Annotated in this window: 17 protein-coding genes and 1 pseudogene; 12 read left to right on the forward strand and 6 right to left on the reverse strand. The window is 32.1% G+C overall.

Annotated features, from left to right (window positions below; genetic code table 11):
• Nucleotides 1–29 precede the first annotated feature (29 nt).
• The 7 genes from murI to A5893_RS07680 all read left to right on the forward strand — a co-directional run bounded on the left by murI (nucleotide 30) and on the right by A5893_RS07680 (nucleotide 6,434).
• Nucleotides 30–836: a glutamate racemase gene (gene murI / locus A5893_RS07650; protein WP_068821947.1), complete on the forward strand. Its 807-nt coding sequence runs from the start codon at nucleotides 30–32 to the stop codon at nucleotides 834–836.
• A 212-nt stretch (nucleotides 837–1,048) separates the two neighbouring features.
• Nucleotides 1,049–1,462 (forward strand): cytochrome c maturation protein CcmE domain-containing protein, encoded by a 414-nt coding sequence (locus A5893_RS07655; RefSeq protein ID WP_068821948.1) that lies wholly within the window; start codon nucleotides 1,049–1,051, stop codon nucleotides 1,460–1,462.
• 8 nt (nucleotides 1,463–1,470) lie between these two features.
• Nucleotides 1,471–3,915, forward strand: a complete 2,445-nt coding sequence (locus A5893_RS07660) for a heme lyase CcmF/NrfE family subunit (RefSeq protein ID WP_068821949.1) — start codon at nucleotides 1,471–1,473, stop codon at nucleotides 3,913–3,915.
• Nucleotides 3,912–4,703 carry a Rossmann-like and DUF2520 domain-containing protein gene (locus A5893_RS07665; protein WP_068821950.1) on the forward strand — a complete coding sequence of 264 codons (792 nt, stop codon included), beginning with the start codon at nucleotides 3,912–3,914 and terminating at the stop codon, nucleotides 4,701–4,703. The genes A5893_RS07660 and A5893_RS07665 overlap by 4 nt, the downstream gene beginning before the upstream one ends.
• A 20-nt stretch (nucleotides 4,704–4,723) precedes the next feature.
• Nucleotides 4,724–5,056 carry a 2Fe-2S iron-sulfur cluster-binding protein gene (locus tag A5893_RS07670; protein ID WP_068821951.1) on the forward strand — a complete coding sequence of 111 codons (333 nt, stop codon included), beginning with the start codon at nucleotides 4,724–4,726 and terminating at the stop codon, nucleotides 5,054–5,056.
• Nucleotides 5,057–5,066: 10 nt separating this feature from the next.
• Nucleotides 5,067–5,309 (forward strand): Fe-S cluster assembly protein IscX, encoded by a 243-nt coding sequence (gene iscX / locus A5893_RS07675; RefSeq protein WP_068821952.1) that lies wholly within the window; start codon nucleotides 5,067–5,069, stop codon nucleotides 5,307–5,309.
• 153 nt (nucleotides 5,310–5,462) lie between these two features.
• Nucleotides 5,463–6,434 carry a YpdA family putative bacillithiol disulfide reductase gene (locus tag A5893_RS07680; RefSeq protein WP_068821953.1) on the forward strand — a complete coding sequence of 324 codons (972 nt, stop codon included), beginning with the start codon at nucleotides 5,463–5,465 and terminating at the stop codon, nucleotides 6,432–6,434.
• On the opposite strand, the gene A5893_RS07685 is transcribed toward A5893_RS07680, so the two are convergent.
• The 4 genes and pseudogenes from A5893_RS07685 to A5893_RS18060 form a co-directional block, all read right to left on the reverse strand.
• A complete protein-coding gene (locus tag A5893_RS07685; RefSeq protein WP_068821954.1) occupies nucleotides 6,424–6,768 on the reverse strand; it encodes a HepT-like ribonuclease domain-containing protein in 345 nt (114 codons plus the stop codon). The two genes, A5893_RS07680 and A5893_RS07685, sit on opposite strands and share 11 nt — an antisense overlap.
• Complete coding sequence (locus A5893_RS17835; protein ID WP_068821955.1) at nucleotides 6,761–7,348, reverse strand: nucleotidyltransferase domain-containing protein; 588 nt, start codon at nucleotides 7,346–7,348, stop codon at nucleotides 6,761–6,763. Before A5893_RS17835 ends, A5893_RS07685 begins: the two co-directional genes overlap by 8 nt.
• A gap of 147 nt (nucleotides 7,349–7,495) precedes the next feature.
• Nucleotides 7,496–7,813 carry an NAD(P)/FAD-dependent oxidoreductase gene (locus tag A5893_RS18295; RefSeq protein WP_232456830.1) on the reverse strand — a complete coding sequence of 106 codons (318 nt, stop codon included), beginning with the start codon at nucleotides 7,811–7,813 and terminating at the stop codon, nucleotides 7,496–7,498.
• Between the two features lie 162 nt (nucleotides 7,814–7,975).
• Nucleotides 7,976–8,883 (reverse strand): annotated as a pseudogene (locus tag A5893_RS18060) (FAD-dependent oxidoreductase); the annotation flags it as partial.
• 199 nt (nucleotides 8,884–9,082) lie between these two features.
• Between A5893_RS18060 and A5893_RS07700 the strand changes: the two are divergent.
• Both A5893_RS07700 and A5893_RS07705 read left to right on the forward strand, forming a co-directional pair.
• Nucleotides 9,083–12,403 (forward strand): TonB-dependent receptor, encoded by a 3,321-nt coding sequence (locus A5893_RS07700; protein ID WP_068821956.1) that lies wholly within the window; start codon nucleotides 9,083–9,085, stop codon nucleotides 12,401–12,403.
• 29 nt (nucleotides 12,404–12,432) lie between these two features.
• The gene (locus A5893_RS07705) at nucleotides 12,433–14,136 is read left to right on the forward strand and encodes a DUF4394 domain-containing protein (RefSeq protein ID WP_232456822.1); all 1,704 of its coding nucleotides are present in this window, start codon (nucleotides 12,433–12,435) and stop codon (nucleotides 14,134–14,136) included.
• A gap of 73 nt (nucleotides 14,137–14,209) precedes the next feature.
• On the opposite strand, the gene A5893_RS17690 is transcribed toward A5893_RS07705, so the two are convergent.
• Nucleotides 14,210–14,374, reverse strand: a complete 165-nt coding sequence (locus A5893_RS17690) for a hypothetical protein (RefSeq protein ID WP_157687520.1) — start codon at nucleotides 14,372–14,374, stop codon at nucleotides 14,210–14,212.
• A gap of 32 nt (nucleotides 14,375–14,406) precedes the next feature.
• Complete coding sequence (locus A5893_RS07710) at nucleotides 14,407–14,868, reverse strand: DUF4126 family protein (protein ID WP_157687521.1); 462 nt, start codon at nucleotides 14,866–14,868, stop codon at nucleotides 14,407–14,409.
• A 73-nt stretch (nucleotides 14,869–14,941) separates the two neighbouring features.
• Between A5893_RS07710 and A5893_RS07715 the strand changes: the two genes are divergently transcribed.
• The 3 genes from A5893_RS07715 to A5893_RS07725 all read left to right on the forward strand — a co-directional run bounded on the left by A5893_RS07715 (nucleotide 14,942) and on the right by A5893_RS07725 (nucleotide 17,715).
• On the forward strand, nucleotides 14,942–15,964 hold the full coding sequence (locus A5893_RS07715) for a quinone-dependent dihydroorotate dehydrogenase (protein WP_068821958.1): 1,023 nt from the start codon (nucleotides 14,942–14,944) through the stop codon (nucleotides 15,962–15,964).
• Between the two features lie 313 nt (nucleotides 15,965–16,277).
• The gene (locus tag A5893_RS07720; RefSeq protein WP_068821959.1) at nucleotides 16,278–16,616 is read left to right on the forward strand and encodes a DoxX family protein; all 339 of its coding nucleotides are present in this window, start codon (nucleotides 16,278–16,280) and stop codon (nucleotides 16,614–16,616) included.
• A 115-nt stretch (nucleotides 16,617–16,731) separates the two neighbouring features.
• Entirely contained in the window at nucleotides 16,732–17,715 is a 984-nt protein-coding gene (locus tag A5893_RS07725; protein ID WP_068821960.1) for an acyl-ACP desaturase, read from the forward strand.
• The last annotated feature ends 52 nt before the right edge of the window (nucleotides 17,716–17,767 follow it).

The following is a 17,767-nucleotide window of genomic DNA, read 5'->3' on the forward strand; positions in this document are numbered from 1 at the left end:
TTAAGCTTTCCGCTTTTACCAAATAAATAATGCAAAGTCCAATAGGTATTTTCGATTCAGGAATTGGTGGTTTAACCGTAGCTAATGCAATACGCCAAGTTTTACCACATGAAAATTTGGTGTATTTCGGAGATACAGCTCATATGCCTTATGGTGATAAAAGTGCTGAAGCCATAAAATATTATAGCTTAAAAATTGGTAAGTTTTTACAAGCGCAAGGATGTAAGGCAATTGTTATTGCATGTAATACAGCCTCATCTTTAGGATACAATGATTTAAAAGAATTTTTAGGCGCTGAGTTACCAATTTTAAATGTGATTGATCCTGTTGTTTCTTTCTGTAAATCTCAACCTAATTTTAAGAGAATTGGGGTAATTGCTACAAAAGCTACCATTAAGTCGGACATTTATGCCAAAAAGTTAAAGGAAAGTATTCCTGGCATACAAGTGCAATCTTTAGCTACACCTTTATTAGCACCAATGATTGAGGAAGGTTTTTTCGAAAATAATATTAGTAAAACTATTATTAACGCTTATTTATCATCTCCAAAACTTAAAAAAATTGATTCACTTATTTTGGCTTGTACCCATTATCCACTTGTTAAAAATGAAATAAATGAATTTTTTAAAGGGAAAGTCGAAATTTTAAATACCGCAGAAATAGTTGCAGAAGATGTGAAACTTAAACTTTCTAATTTAAATCTTTTAAATACTAATACTTCACCACCAAAGTATCAATTTTTCGTATCAGATAAAACAAGTGCTTTTGAAAATAGCACACAACTTTTTTTTGAAGATAAAATCAATTTAATACAAAAGAATATTTGGGATAGATAAATTTATTTTGAAAATTTAATCAAAAACCTCATCTTAAATAGGATTCTACCAACAACTTATTTATTTAGATCAAAAAAATTTATTTTTAATAATTTTAAGGGAAATAATTTATTATTTAGAAGTTTTCTTAATAGATAACATTTTTGTTATAATTTATTGTTACCATTAGGGTTTCGTATTTTTGTATAATTAAGTATCCAAGATAAACCATTATGAAAAAAAGTTCAATTATTGGGATGATCATTATAGCTATAGCTATTGGAGTAATTGTGAGTACCTACGCTGATAGTAGTACTTATGGTTCTTTTTCTGAGGCCAAGGAAACCCAAAAAGAGCTACACATTGTAGGTAAGTTAAATAAGTCTAAAGAAATGGTTTATAATCCACAACAGGATGCCAACTATTTTTCTTTTTACATGATTGATAATAAAGGCAAAGAATGTAAAGTGGAATTTACAGGAACTAAACCTCAGGATTTTGAAAAATCTGAACAAATAGTTTTAACCGGGCAAATGAGCGGTGGCTCTTTTCAGGCAAATAAAATTTTAATGAAATGCCCTTCTAAATACACTCAAGATAAAATTGAGGTCACAGAATTTAAAGCCAATAAACAGGCTAATATTTAATTTATTTAATGGATATACAATTCGCAGGCGAACACCTGTTGCCGGGTAGAATCGGTCAGTTCTTCATTGTTCTTTCTTTTGGCACTTCTTTAATCGCTTTAATTAGTTACTATTTTGCAACGGTTACTAAAGATAAACTAGATTTATCTTGGCATAATTTGGCTCGTTTTGCTTATCGTTTAAACTTGTTTGCGGTAATAGGTATTGGCGTTTGTTTGTTCTATATTATATACAGCCATTATTTCGAGTATCATTATGCTTATGCACATTCCTCCAAAACTCTGCCTGTCTATTACATTATTTCTTGTTTTTGGGAAGGTCAGGAGGGAAGTTTTTGGTTATGGACATTTTGGCAAGGCGTTTTAGGTTGTATTCTAATTGTTAAAGCCAAATCTTGGGAAAATAGTGTAATGACAGTCATCTCATTATCTCAATTTTTTCTCACGACCATGTTACTTGGCGTCGAGATTTTGGGAGTCAAGATAGGATCCTCACCTTTCATATTGTTAAGACAAGCAATAGACATACCTATTTTCTCTAGAGCAGATTACTTGAGCTTAATACAAGATGGTAATGGTTTAAATCCGTTATTGCAAAATTATTGGATGGTGATACACCCACCAACTTTATTTTTGGGTTTTGCATCTATGGTTGTTCCGTTTTCTTATGGAATTGCTGCTTTATGGCAAAAAAGATATTCTGATTGGGTTAAACCAGCTTTACCATGGGCATTGTTTGCGGTAATGGTTTTAGGGACTGGAATTATTATGGGTTCTTTTTGGGCTTATGAAGCTTTAAACTTTGGCGGTTTTTGGGCTTGGGATCCAGTAGAGAATGCTTCTATTATTCCTTGGCTTACACTGATTGCGGGCGTACATGTAATGATCGCCTATAAAAACTCTGGCCATTCTTATTTTACAGCTATTTTCTTGATCATCATTAGTTTTATTTTAGTGTTGTACGCTTCTTTTTTAACAAGAAGTGGAATTTTAGGTGATACTTCTGTACACGCTTTTACAGATTTAGGAATGAGTGGACAGTTATTAATATACATGTTTGCTTTTATCATTTTAGCAACCGTACTCATCATCATCAACTGGAAAAAACTTCCCATTACAAAGAAAGATGAGGATACTTACTCCAGGGAGTTTTGGTTATTTATAGGTGCTATTGTTTTAGTAGTTTCTTGTATCCAAATAATCGCAACTACTTCCATACCTGTTTATAACAAGATATTTGGTGCTTCAATTGCACCTCCAATCAATGTTATTCAGCACTACAATAAATGGCAAATTGCTTTTGCATTCGCGATAGCAACTATATCTGCTTTTTCACAATTTTTAAAATATAAGAAAACTGATGTTCGTAAGTTTTTAATCAGCTTGGGAGTATCTTTCGTAATGGCTATTTTACTAACTGCAATTGTGGTTTACATTACTCAAATTTATCAAAATGTAATGTATGTTTTGATGACTTGGGCCGCTATCTTTTCAATTTTATGTAATGCAAGATTATTAGGAGATGCTTTTAAAGGGAAATGGAAACTATCAGGCTCTGCAGTAGCACATATTGGCTTTGCATTTATATTGATAGGAGCTTTAATTGCTGCGGCAAATAATAAAGTGATTTCTACAAACAATACAGGAATAGGATTTGGAGATGAGTTTGCAAAGAATAATAATCCCCGTGAAAATATTATTTTATATAAAAACGAGCCGACTAAAATGGCTGAATATACGGTTACTTATTTAGGAGATTCAACATCAGGAGTTAATACTTATTATAGAGTAAATTATAAGGTAATTAATCCCGAAGGAAAGGTAAAAGAGAATTTTAATCTTTATCCAAATGCACAACAAAATGCCAAGATGAAGCAGATTATTGCCTCACCAGATACCAAGCATTATTTATTGCATGATGTTTATACTCACGTTAGTAGTGTTCCTTTAAAAGAAGATGAACATGATGATCATGAAGGACATTCTGATGATGAGAATTATCAAAAGCCAATTATTCATGAAGTTTCTGTTGGGGACACAGTAAGGTTTAGACAGGGATTTTTAGTAGTTAAATCAATTAATAAAGATGCAACTATTAAGGATATTCCTTTAACAAAGGGAGATGTTGCAATAGGAATGAATTTAGAAATAGAAGCTAATAATGCTAAATTCAAAGCGGAACCTATCTTTTTAATTAAAGGCAATACCAAAGTTGATTTTGGTAAAAAAGTAGATGAAGCTGGATTAAAGTTGCGATTTACAAATATTTTGCCCGAAAAAGATAAATTGGAACTTACAGTTTATGAAAAACCAAAAGAAGATAAAAGAGATTGGATTGTATTAAAAGCAATTACTTTTCCATATATCAATTTATTTTGGGGAGGAACTATTATTATGATTATTGGATTTTTGCTATCTATTTTTAGAAGGGCAAAAGATGTTAAAACTGCATGAAAGTAGCAATTCTTGGTTCAGGGAATGTAGCTACGCATTTATCTAAGTCAATAATAAAAGCTGGTTATCCAATAAAGCAAGTTTGGAGTCGTAATCATAATAATGCAATTGATTTCGCTTTAGAGATTGGGGCAAATTCTATCCCTCAAATTGCTGACTTAAGCAATCAAATTGACGTAATTATTCTTGCAGTTAGCGATGATGCGATTGAAAGTGTGGTAGCTCAGATTCCAATTTCCAATCAACAGCAATTAATATTACATACTTCAGGTTCTACGAGTATATCTATTTTAGAGAAATACGCTCAAAACTGCGGGGTTTTATATCCACTACAGACATTTTCTAAACATCATAATCTTGATTTTTCTTCCATTCCTCTTTTGATCGAAGCCAATCATTTGCAATCAGAGGAGCAACTGTTAATGATTGCTAAAAAGCTTTCCCAAAAAGTAGAAAAAGTAGATTCAGAAAATAGGATGCTAATCCATATCTCAGCAGTTTTTGCTTGTAATTTTACCAATCATTTTTATGCCATTGCAGAAAAATTGGTTCAAGATTCTAATCTAAATTTTGATTTATTAAGACCGTTGATTTTAGAAACAGCTCAAAAAGCGATGCTTAATTCACCAATTAAGATACAAACGGGTCCTGCTAAAAGAAACGATGCAATCACTATCAATAAACATTTACAATTACTTAGCACTTATCCCCAGCTCCAGAATATATATACTGTTGTAAGTCAAGACATAGTAAAAATGTATCAAGCTTCTAATTTGAGCCATAAATAAATTGCTATTTTTGCAATCGCATGAATATTTATAAAGTAAAAATAAACTTTGAGGAAAAAGGTCATGAAACTATAGAACTTCCTGTTGCAGAAGGAGAGTCGGTTTTAGATGTTTGCCTTGATAATGGAATAGAATTACAGCATAATTGTGGAGGAGTTTGTGGATGCAGCACATGCCATGTTTATGTAAATAAAGGTGAAGAACACATTCAAGAGATTTCTGATAAGGAAGAGGATTTTATTGATAGAGCTATAAACCCACATATTACCTCAAGATTGGGTTGTCAATGTGTATTTATAGATGGAGATTTAGAAATTACCATCCCAGATCAATCTCAATTCCTCGGACATTAAATAAAAAATTATGAATCAAGATAAATTTGCACTTCCCATCCATTGGAATGATTATGAAGATATTGCCATGGGTTTGTATGAAAAGATGGGTGATGAGTTTGGTGAATCTAAAATATATAGGGTTCGTTTTACAGAAATGATGGATTGGGTTTTAACCTTGCCTCATTTTAAAGGAACAAAAGAAGAATGTAATGAAGGTCATCTGGAACAGATACAATCTGCTTGGGTTTACGAGTGGAGAGACAATCAATAAAACATGAAGGGTTCAATAAAAATGAGCCCTTTTTTGTTATAATCATTTCCACAATTCATATCATCACGAAACGAAATATTTGAAAATTTTAGAATTGAATAAGTGTTTAGTACCAATTCAAACCATTGATTAAAATGTAGGTTATTTAAGGATATGGAACAATACGATATTTTAATTATTGGAGCAGGACCCATTGGTTTAGTATGTGGAATAAAGGCAAATGCTGCTGGGCTTTCTTATATCATCATAGAAAAAGGTTGTTTAGTTAATTCACTTTACAATTACCCGCAAAATATGACTTTCTTTTCTACCTCTGAAAAGCTGGAGATTGGTGAAGTTCCTTTTGTTTCTAATAGCCCTAAACCTACCAGAGAAGAAGCTTTAGAATATTATCGTAGAGTTGCCTTAAAATTTGAGTTAAATATCAATTTATTTGAAAGTGTAAATGGATTAGAAAATAAGAATGGTGAATATCTTGTAAAAACATCTAAAAAATCTTACCTCGTAAAAAATATCATTATCTCTACTGGTTTTTATGATTTACCTTCTCTAATGAATATTCCTGGAGAGGAATTGACGAAAGTAAAGCACTATTATAAAAATCCACATTTCTATGCTATGCAGAAAGTTTTAGTAGTTGGGGCCAGTAATTCTTCAGTTGATGCTGCCTTAGAATGTTATAGGAAAGGGGCAGAGGTAACGATGGTGATACGAGGAGAAAAGATAAACGATCGGGTAAAATATTGGGTTCGCCCAGATATTATCAACAGAATTGAAGAGGGAAGTATTAAAGCATATTTTAATTCTTCATTATCGAAAGTGAGCGAACAAGAAGTGGAGATTGAAACCCCAGAGAATAAAATTATTTTAGATAATGATTTTGTGTTGGCACTTACAGGCTATGAACCTAATTTTGATTTTCTTAAAAAAATGGGAGTGGCTTTAAGCGATGATGAATATAAATATCCAGAGCATAATCTCTTGACGATGGAAACCAATAGAAAAGGTATTTATTTAGCTGGTGTAGTTTGCGGCGGAATGGATACTCATTTATGGTTTATAGAAAACTCAAGAATCCATGCAGATTTGATTATAGAAGATATTTTGAAAAAAGTTAAGAATTAAATTCATTCTTTAATATTAATTGGATTTGAGTTTTAAGTTTTTCTAAATCTTTTGATGCGTAATAAATCCTTTCCATTTTTACGCCGTGATATTCGTGAATAATAAAATTTCTGAAAGATTTTGGAATGTGCCAAGGATAATTGTATTTTTTTAAAATAGCATCATCTATATATTTCGTGGCTTCGCCTATAACTAAGAATTGATATTGTATAGCACTCTGCAATTTTATATCTTCTATAAATTCAGGTTCGTCAATATTTAATACAAAATCCTCAATTAAATGAATAGCTTTTAGAATATGGAGAATTCTTTGTTTATCTGATGGTTTATCCATAAATTTTTATCATATCTTTTTGTGCAGATTTTACAGAGAAATCTTTTAAAAAACCTTTTTCTACTAAATCAACTTTTCTATAAATGGATGTTGTTAAAAGGTATTCTAGGTCTAGAATATCGAACATAGAATATTTTTTATCTTGATTAAGCTCAATTAATAAATCAATATCGCTTTCAAAATTTTCTTCCCCTCTTGCTAATGAACCAAACAGATACGCATTATTAACTCTTCCATCCGCTTTTAAAACAGACTTAATTGTTTCTATAAGATTTATTTTCCTCTTTGAACGAGTTATATAGTTCACTTTTTCTTCAGCTACTTTTAAAGCTTTTATTGCGTTATCTTCATCCTCCAACTCTAATGCAAGTTTATCAGACAACCAGGCAATAAGCAAATCATCTCTATTTATTCTAAAATAATCAGAAATTTTTATCACTAGTTCTCTATTTGCCTTCCTAATGTTTCTTTCAATTTTACTAAGAATTGCTTGGTCAATATTTAAATCGGTAGAAACTATCCTAAGCGGCAAATTTTTATTTTCTCTTAAGTTTTTAATTTTAGTTCCGAAACTTTCCATGGTGAAAAATTATTTTTGACAAAAATAGTCAAAAATAATTTTTAAATCTTAGAGAAGATTGTTTAATTGGATTAACCTAAAAATCCTATCAAATAGAAGGTAAGATGCCTCTAATTAATAGGATTTTTAATTTAATAAAAAGAAATACTATAAATGTATCACTTCGCCGTAAGCATCAGCGGCAGCTTCCATAATTGCTTCACTCATAGTTGGGTGTGGATGAACAGATTTAATGATCTCCATTCCTGTAGTTTCTAATTTACGGGCAACTACTAATTCTGCAATCATTTCAGTTACATTATTTCCAATCATGTGTGCACCTAGTAATTCACCATATTTTGCATCAAAAATAAGTTTTACAAAACCATCTTTAGCTCCAGAAGCGCTCGCTTTACCTGATGCTGAAAAAGGGAATTTACCAATCTTTAATTCATAGCCAGCTTCTTTGGCTTTCTTTTCCGTCATACCAACAGAAGCAATTTCTGGGGAGCAATAAGTACAACCAGGAATGTTTCCATAGTTTAAAGGTTCTGGATGATGACCTGCAATTTTTTCCACACAAATTATTCCTTCTGCCGATGCAACGTGAGCTAAAGCTTGTCCACCTACAATATCGCCTATGGCATAAACACCATCCACATTAGTTTTATAATAAGCATCGGTAACTACTCTTCCTTTATCTACTTTTATTCCTAATTCTTCTAAGCCTAAATTTTCCAAGTTTGGAGTATATCCAACTGCAGATAAAACTATTTCTGCCTCTAAAACTTTTTCTCCCGCATCTGTTTTAACAGTTACTTTGCAAGTATCTCCAGTGCTATCAATTTTTTCAACAGATGATTTAGTCATGATGTCGATACCCACTTTTTTGAAAGAACGATTCAGTTGTTTCGAACGTCTTCATCTTCCACAGGGACAATATTATCTAAAAATTCTACAATAGTTACTTTAGTTCCCATGGTTGCGTAGAAATAAGCAAACTCGACACCAATGGCGCCAGAACCCATTACAATCATTGATTTTGGAAGATTTGGTAAAGTCATTGCTTCTCTATAACCAATTACTTTTTTACCATCTTGTTTAATATGAGGTAATTCTCTAGATCGCCCACCAGTAGCTAAAATAATATTTTTAGCCTCATATTCTTTGGTGGTACCATCTTCTAATTTAACTTCTACCTGCCCACCTTTTTTGATTTTTCCAATACCCATGATCACATCGATCTTGTTTTTCTTCATCAAAAATTGAATTCCTTTACTCATTCCATCAGCTACACCTCTACTTCTCTTCACTACAGCACCAAAATCTGCAGAAGATTCACCAACATTGATACCATATTCGGTAGCATGATGTATATACTCAAAAACCTGTGCGCTTTTTAATAATGCCTTAGTTGGGATACAACCCCAATTTAAACAAACACCACCTAAAGATTCTTTTTCTACAATAGCAGTTTTTAAACCTAATTGAGCCGCCCTAATTGCAGCAACGTAACCTCCTGGGCCGCTGCCAATAACTATTAAATCGTAATTCATGTGATTATATTTGAATTGCGAATTTAATAAAATAATAGCTAACAAATATTAATTAACAAACATGTAATTAATGTCCACATTATTTTCTAAAAATGTTAATAATAACATGCAATTGTTAACATTAATTTAACATAGAATCTGATAATATATAACATTTGCTATTTACATTTGTCCAAAATTCATTTTTCACTTAACACACATGAAAAGAAAATTACAAATTAATTTTATGTTATTGATAATGATGTTAATTGCAGGATTAACATCATTTGCTCAAGTAACAACGGGTAGTATGTCAGGTACAGTAAAAGATTCGAAAGAAACAATTATTGGCGCTACAGTAAAAGCAACCCACCTTCCTACTGGTACTGTATATGCAGCAAACACAAATTCAGAAGGAAGGTATAATTTATTAAATATGAGACCTGGTGGTCCATACAAAGTAGAAATTACCTTTATTGGTTTACAACCAAAAACAGCAGAAGGCATCTATTTAACTTTAGGTGAACCCTTCGTTTTAAATGTAACGCTTTCTCAAACAAGTACACAATTAAATGAAGTTGTAGTTACTGCCGGTGGTAATTCTATACTAAGTTCTGATAGATCTGGTGCAGTGACTAATGTTGGTACTAGAGAAATTAACACTATACCAACAATTGGTAGAAGTATTAATGACATCACACGTGTTACTCCACAAGCACAAGGCCAATCAATTGGTGGTGGTAATTATCGCCAAAATAATATTACCGTTGATGGTGCAAACTTTAATAATAGTTTTGGTATTGGCGCTAATTTACCGGGAAATGGAGCTAATCCTATTGTTTTAGACGCTCTTGCAGAGATTTCAATAAATGTTTCTCCTGTTGACGTAAGACAATCTGGTTTTATAGGTGGAGCAGTTAATGCAACTACTAGATCAGGAACTAACGAATTTTCTGGTTCTGCTTATACTTATTTTAGAAATCAAAATAATGTTGGAACTAAGGTAAAAGGATACGATGAATTAATTCCTAATCCTAATGATGTTAAAATTTACGGGGCAAGAATTGGTGGACCTATAATTAAAGATAAATTATTTTTCTTTGGTAGTGTGGAGTCTGATAAACAGGCTAGACCCGGACAAAGCAGAATAGCATCAATAGTTCCAACAGATTTTCCTTCAAATCCAAGGGCTAACAGGCCAACCAGAGCTGAACTTGATGAGATTAGCCAATATCTAAGAGACACTTATGGATATGAAACTGGTGCTTATGATGGTTATGGTTTTGAAAGTGAGCGATTAAACATTTTAGGTCGTTTAGATTGGAATATCAACAAAAACAATAAATTTTCTGTAAGGTATAGCCAATTAGAAAGTAAAACTCCATCTTTCTTAAGTAATTCTACAAATCCATTACAAGGTAACGTATATCCAGTAACTGGAAATAGAACTGATAATAATGCTTTAGCTTTCCAGAATTCAAATTATTTTACTGATAATAATTATTATTCCTTAGTAACAGAATTAAACACATCTTTTGGTGGTGGAAAATATTCTAATACATTTAGGGGTTCTTACTCAAATCAAAATGAACCTCGTACATCAGAAAGTTCTGAATTTCCATTAGTAGATATTTTAAAGGATGGTCGTCCATTTACTTCTTTTGGTTACGAACCATTCACATTTGGTAACCTTAGGGACGTAGAAGCTTACAATTTTATTGATTATATACAAACTACTATTGGAAATCACAATTTGTTAGGTGGTGTAGAATTTGAAAGTACGGTTACTAAAAACGGTTTTCAACGTTTTGGTACTTCATATTATATTTATAATTCTTTTGAAGATTTTAAGTCGCTAGCAAATCCTCTTGCTTATGCAAAAACGTTTTCTTTAACACCTGGTTATGCACAAGCTTTCCCTACATTTAAAGATGCTAAATATTCAGTTTATGCACAGGATGATTTTACAGTAAATGATAAATTACGTTTATCTTTTGGTGTAAGGGGAGATTTATATACCTATACACAAGATTTGCTTTCTCATCCTTTAGTAACACCATTAACTTTTGCAAATGGAGAAAAGCTAGATACAGGAGTTTTACCATCATCCGCTCTTTTAGTTTCTCCAAGATTTGGATTTAACTATGATATTAATGGTGATAGAACTTTACAATTTAGAGGTTCAACAGGAATTTATTCTGGCGGTATACCTAGAGTTTGGATCGTATCTCAAGCAGGAGATTCTGGATTATTACAATTTTCTCAAATAGAGCAAGGAACAAATTTTGGTGGTGTGCCCTTTCCATTTAATCCAGACCCTAATTTCTATTTACCAGCAACTCAACCATTAGCTGGAACTGCAGTACCTTCTGCAATTTCATTACTGAGTCCAAATGTTAAGTCACCACAAGTATTTAAAACAAGTTTAGCTATCGATGCTAAATTACCATTAGGGCTTGTTGGAACTATTGAAGGTATTTACAATTATGATATCAATCAGGTTTTCTTTAGAAATCCTAATTTAGATCCAAATAAAGCAGCACCTTTAAATGTGGCAGGTTATCCTGATAATAGAATAATCTATCCAAATGCAAATGCTGATAAATTTATTAATAAGCTTTCTGGAACTGGAATACCTAGTACTACAGCAACAGGTGCTTTTAATACTTACGTTTTAGATAATGCAAGTGGTGGTTACAATTATTCAATCACTGCTAGTTTAAATAAACAGTTTAATAATGGTTTATCTGCATTTTTAGCTTACACAAAACAAGAGGGTAAAAATTATTTTGATGGTGGTGGTGACCAACCATCAGGCTCTTGGTTAGGTAATGCAACGGTAAATGGTTCTAATGCAAAAGAGTTAAGCAATAATGGTTTTTTACCTGATAGAGTTATTGCTGGTTTAACTTATAAAAAGGAATATTTAAAAAACCTTGGTACTACACTTTCATTTATTTACGAAGGTAGTTCTCAAGGAAGAGTTTCTTATACCTATTCTTTAGACATGAACAGAGATGGTGCTAATGCAGATTTGATTTATGTGCCAAGAGATCCAAGTGAAATTACATTTACTCCGTTTACAGCAGGTACTGCGCCAAATGCAGTTACTTACACTGCACAGCAACAAAGTGATTTGTTTTTTAACTTGATCCAACAAGATGATTATTTAAACTCTAGAAGAGGAAAATATGCAGAACGTAATGGTGGACTTTTACCTTGGTTAGGTACAGTAGATTTCAACTTATTGCAAGATTTATTTGTTAATGTTGGTAAAAAAAGAAATACTGTTCAATTCAATTTGACTGTTCAGAATTTAGGTAACTTAATTAGTAAAGAGTGGGGAGTTCGCCAATCATTAGTTAGAAGTCAGTTATTAGTTCCAACTAATCAAGCTTTATTAACTCCAGGCGGCGCAACAAAGCCAACGTATAGATTACAATTTGATGGTAGTATACCAGCACCAACAATTTTAAGAGATAATGTTGGATTTGGTTCTACATACAGTATGCAATTTGGATTAAGATATATTTTTAATTAATGTATCTACTTATTAATCAAAATAAAAAAATGAAAATGAGATTTTTAAATTCAAACATAAAAATGATGGGGCTCATAGCTCTAATCATTGGTTCTATCACATCTTGTAAGCAAGATGATGACCTTTCAATTAATGCAACTGGTGTAAAACCTAACATTGCATTTGTTGGACTAACAAATACAAACACTGTAAGTACAGGTGGTCAACTAATTAGATATAATGCAAATAATACTAACCAATTAGTTGGCGCTGCAGTTTCTATTACAGGGTTAATAACTGGCGAAAGCATTTTAGCTATTGATTATCGTCCTGCAACTGGTATTTTATACGGAGTAAGTAGCCAAAGTAGGTTGTATATTTTAAATCCAATTACAGGAGTTGCAAAAGCAGTAAACGCAACAGCTTTTACACCAGCTATTTCTGGTGGTATTGCAGGCTTTGATTTTAACCCTACGGTAGATAGAATTAGATTAGTTACAAAATCTGGTCAAAATTTAAGGTTAAATCCTGAGGATGGAACTGTAGTTGCAACAGACGGTAACATTAATGGTGGCACCAATGCAGTGTTAGGAGAAGTAGCTTACACTAACAATACCAGTGGAGTAACTACCACAGAGTTGTTTGATGTAGATTTCAATTCTGGAAATTTATATAAGCAAGATGCTAATGTAGGTACTTTAACTTTAATAGGTTCTTTAGGTGTGCCAACTATTCCAGTAGCATTATCTACTTATTCTGCTGCTTATAATGCAAATATTACAAATAATCGTCCTGGTGGTTTTGATATTGCTCCAACTGGTGAAGCTTTGGTTGTTTTTAATAATGCTTCTGTTCCTGCTATTCCTGTGGGAGGGATTGTAACTGGTCCTCCAGCAAATCCATCTTCGGCTGTGAATGCTGTAGCTGGCACTCCAACTTTATTTCAAATTGATTTAACAACTGGTAAAGCGACAGATTTAGGTTTAATTCCATTCCCAACACCAAACAATGGGGTTGCAGCTACATCATTAATTGGAATAGCTATTGCACCAGCACCGGTTGCTTATGCAGTAAACGAAACTAATGGTTTAATGATATTTAACTTAACTAAACCAGAGCCAATTACTAAACCAATTACTGGTTTACAAACGGGTGAGAACATTGTAGGTTTAGATTTTAGACCATTAAATGGTCAATTATATGCTTTAGGTAGTACAAGTAGAATTTATACAATTAATCCATCAAGTGGAGTAGCTACAGCAGTAACTCCTTTACCATTAATTCCTTTATTATCGGGAACTAATTTTGGATTTGATTTTAATCCTACAGCTGACGCTATAAGAATTACTAGTAATACGGGTCAAAACTTAAGGTATGCAGTAGCTACTGGAGTTAACACTGCTGATGTTGCAATAAGTGGTGGTGATGTAGAACAAACAGCAGCAGCCTATAGTTATAATTCTTATCCAACAACTACAAGTACAACTTTATATACAATTAATGTTAAAACTGATAGTTTGTATAGATTAGCAACACCAAATGACGGAAAATTAACTAGAATTGGTAAATTAAGAGTAAATGCTGATGCATCTAATGGGTTTGATATTGGCGCAGTAAGTGGTGTTGGTTATGCTATATTAACAACAGGTATTACCACTAAAATATATACAATTAATTTATCTCTAGGTTCCGCAACTGAAGTTGGAGTTTTTCCTGTAAAAGTTAGAGCATTTACAGTTGGTTTAGGTTTCTAGAATTTAGATTATAAAAAATTAATATTTTAAAAACCCTCTTAGCCATTTGCTAAGAGGGTTTTATTTTTAATAACTATTTCAACTTTTTGTCTTCCTTCTCTTGTAAATCATCATCAACTTGCTTATAAATTGATTTGGGATGATTTGCTTCTTCTAAAGTCTCATCATTTAGTTCTTCTCTTTTTTTTTTAACCTTTTCCCAATTTTTTCCTTTGTCTTTTCTGTCTTGAAATGTCATAATAGTAAATTTAAAATTTATCAATAAATCAGTTATTTAAGAACTTTGCCTGCGGTAAATGCTAAAGCATCTTCTGCCATGCCTAAAATTTTATCATTATGTGTTTTTTTTGCTAATGATTTTCTTAAATGAAAAAATATAAAAGTTGAAGCAACTGCAGATATTGCACCTATAACTGCACCATTTACCGGATTGCGAAATGAGGCTTTATAAATTGTTGCACCGACAAATGCGCCTGACAAGGCTCTACCAATAACACCCATTGCTTCGGTTCTATCAGGAATATTTGGGTTTTTATCTCCTGCTAATTCACCTAAAGCAGCCATATCCAATAAAGTAGAAACAACCCCTGTTTGGATAAAATTAAATTTAGAATTTTTGAGATTAATCTGCTTATTCTTATGGAAATTTGTGCTCATAATAGAGAGTGGAACCATAGTTCGCATTCCAGCACTCATTCCTAATACTAATGTTTTTATAAGTGGACTTTTCATATCATCATGATGTTTTAACATCAAAATCAAAAACCTTACCCTTTTAATTGAAAATAGATTTTAAATTTGTTTCATGTACAAACTCATCAAAAAAATACTTTTTAAATTTAATCCAGAAGGCATACACTATACGGTAACTGATGCTTTAAAATTGATGCAGAAAGTATGGGGATTCCCTAAGTTGATGAAATCTGTATATGATCTTAAACATCCGTCATTAAAAAAAACTGTTTTTGGATTAGAGTTTAAAAATCCTGTCGGTTTAGCTGCTGGCTTTGATAAAAATGGGGAATTTATAGAAGAGTTTTCAAATTTTGGTTTTGGATTTATTGAGGTTGGTACAGTCACCCCTTTACCGCAACCGGGAAATGAAAAGCCAAGAATGTTTAGGCTTAAAGCCGATGATGCACTGATTAACAGAATGGGTTTTAACAATAAAGGTGTAGAAGTTTTAGCTAGAAAATTAAAAACCGTTAAACGTGATGGATTAATAATTGGTGGAAACATAGGGAAGAATAAAAACACTCCAAACCAAGATGCGGTAAATGACTATATTAAATGTTTTGATGTTTTATTTGATGTGGTAGATTATTTTGTAGTAAATGTAAGCTCGCCAAATACGCCTGGATTAAGGGATTTGCAAGAAAAAGAACCTTTAATGAACATTTTGAATACTTTGCAAAAGCGAAATCTAAAAAATAATATTTCTCGGCCAATATTATTGAAAATTGCTCCAGATTTAACGGATTCTCAATTGGATGATATCGTTGAAATTGTACAGGAAACAAAAATAGCCGGAGTTATAGCAACAAATACTACTATTTCTCGTGATAATTTAATAGCGACAGATAAAGAAAAAAGTGAAATGGGAGGTTTAAGTGGTAAACCGTTGACTAAACGTTCTACAGAAGTAATTAAATACTTATCACAAAAATCAAATCATTCTTTTTCAATTATAGGGGTAGGAGGAATTCACTCTGCAAAAGACGCTCAGGAAAAATTGGATGCAGGAGCAAGTTTGATTCAAATATATACAGGCTTTGTATACGAAGGTCCTGGTTTGGTAAAAAAGATTTTAAAAAGCTTAATTCGATAATCATTTAAATAACTATTGTCTAAAAAAGCGGTATGATTTAAACCACACAAAAAGCAAAATAAAACACAAAATTTGATAATGTTAATGGATTTATTGAATCAATAAGAAATCCTTTTATCTTAAAAGGGAGCTAATAAAGATTCAAACATTTTTGCGTTAGGGATTGAAATGGCATCCTTATTTTGCTTTTCTTACCATTATGAATATGCAAAAAAAAGATATAGTGTAAAGCCCGTATAAACGCCCAAAATATTATCAATTTAATTAAAATAGAATTCATCCTAAATTGAAAAAGCAACATTTCGCAATTCTAATGGGCATTGTATATTTAATAGCAGGCATTAATCATTTTGTGATGCCGCAATTTTATATGAAAATAATGCCGCCATATTTGCCCTTTCCTTTAACTTTAATTTACTTAAGTGGGGTTTTAGAAATTATTTCAGGTATTTTATTAATAATTAATAAAACAAGAAAGGTTGGTGCTTGGTTAATAATTGGTTTACTAATTGCAGTGTTTCCTGCAAACATCCAGATGAGTATAGACCAATATCAGTTTTTAAGATTGATGTTTTACTTATCTATTTTAAGATTGCCATTTCAATTTTTATTAATTTATTGGGCATACTTATTTACTAAACAAACAATCTAATTATTAAATAAAGCGTTTAGTATTTGTAATGAAAATTGAGGAATAAAACCATAATATGAGTCTATTTATCGTTATTGTTTAGGTATATGCTTATATTTGTACTTTAAAATTTTTTATGATAGAAATACCTGTAGGATCGCGAAAAGAAGTAATGAGTTATTTAGAACCGTTTATGGTTAATGAAATGGCTGATTATTTAAAGCCAGTTGAAGAGATGTGGCAGCCAGCAGATTTTTTGCCAGATGCTAGTAAAGAAACTTTTTTTGATGAGGTTAGAGATTTACAAGGAAGTACTAAAGAACTTTCTTACGATTTAATGGCTGTTTTGATTGGTGATACAATTACAGAAGAAGCTTTACCAACTTATGAATCTTGGTTGATGATGGTGAATGATGTTTCTAGAAATGAGCAAGGCGGTTGGATGAAGTGGGTAAGAGCTTGGACAGCAGAAGAAAATCGTCATGGAGATTTGTTAAACAAGTACCTATATCTTTCTGGTAGAGTAAATATGAGGGAAATGGAAGCATCTACCCAATATTTAATTCAAGATGGTTTTGACATTGGTACCGGACATGATCCTTATAGAAACTTTATTTATACTTCTTTTCAAGAAATTGCAACCAATATTTCACATAGAAGAGTTGCCCAATTGGCTAAACAAAGCGGAGATAAATTATTATCAAAAATTTGTGGTTTAATTGCAGCGGACGAGGCGAGACACGCCAAAGCTTATAAAGCTTTTATAAGCAAAGCTTATGAAGTTGATGCTAATGAGGTGATGCTTGCTTTTGAAGATATGATGCGTAAAAAGATTGTAATGCCTGCTCATTTTTTACGTGAAATGGGGACTAAAATTGGTAGTGCTTTTGGACATTTTACAGATGCAGCACAACGTTTAGGCGTTTATACGGCTGTTGATTATGTAGATATCCTTAGAAATTTAATTGAGGATTGGAATATAGAAAGTATGAAAGACTTGAACGAGTCTGGCGAGAAAGCAAGAGATTACATTGTTGCGCTTCCAGATCGTTTGATAAGAATAGCAGATAGAATTAAAGTTCCACAAATGGAATATAAGTTTAGTTGGATTTACGGTTAAATCCATAATTAAAAATATATAGAAAAGCCCGAAAATAAATTTTCGGGCTTTT

The sequence above is a fragment of the Pedobacter psychrophilus genome, assembly GCF_001652725.1.
GTDB classification, from domain to species: domain Bacteria; phylum Bacteroidota; class Bacteroidia; order Sphingobacteriales; family Sphingobacteriaceae; genus Pseudopedobacter; species Pseudopedobacter psychrophilus.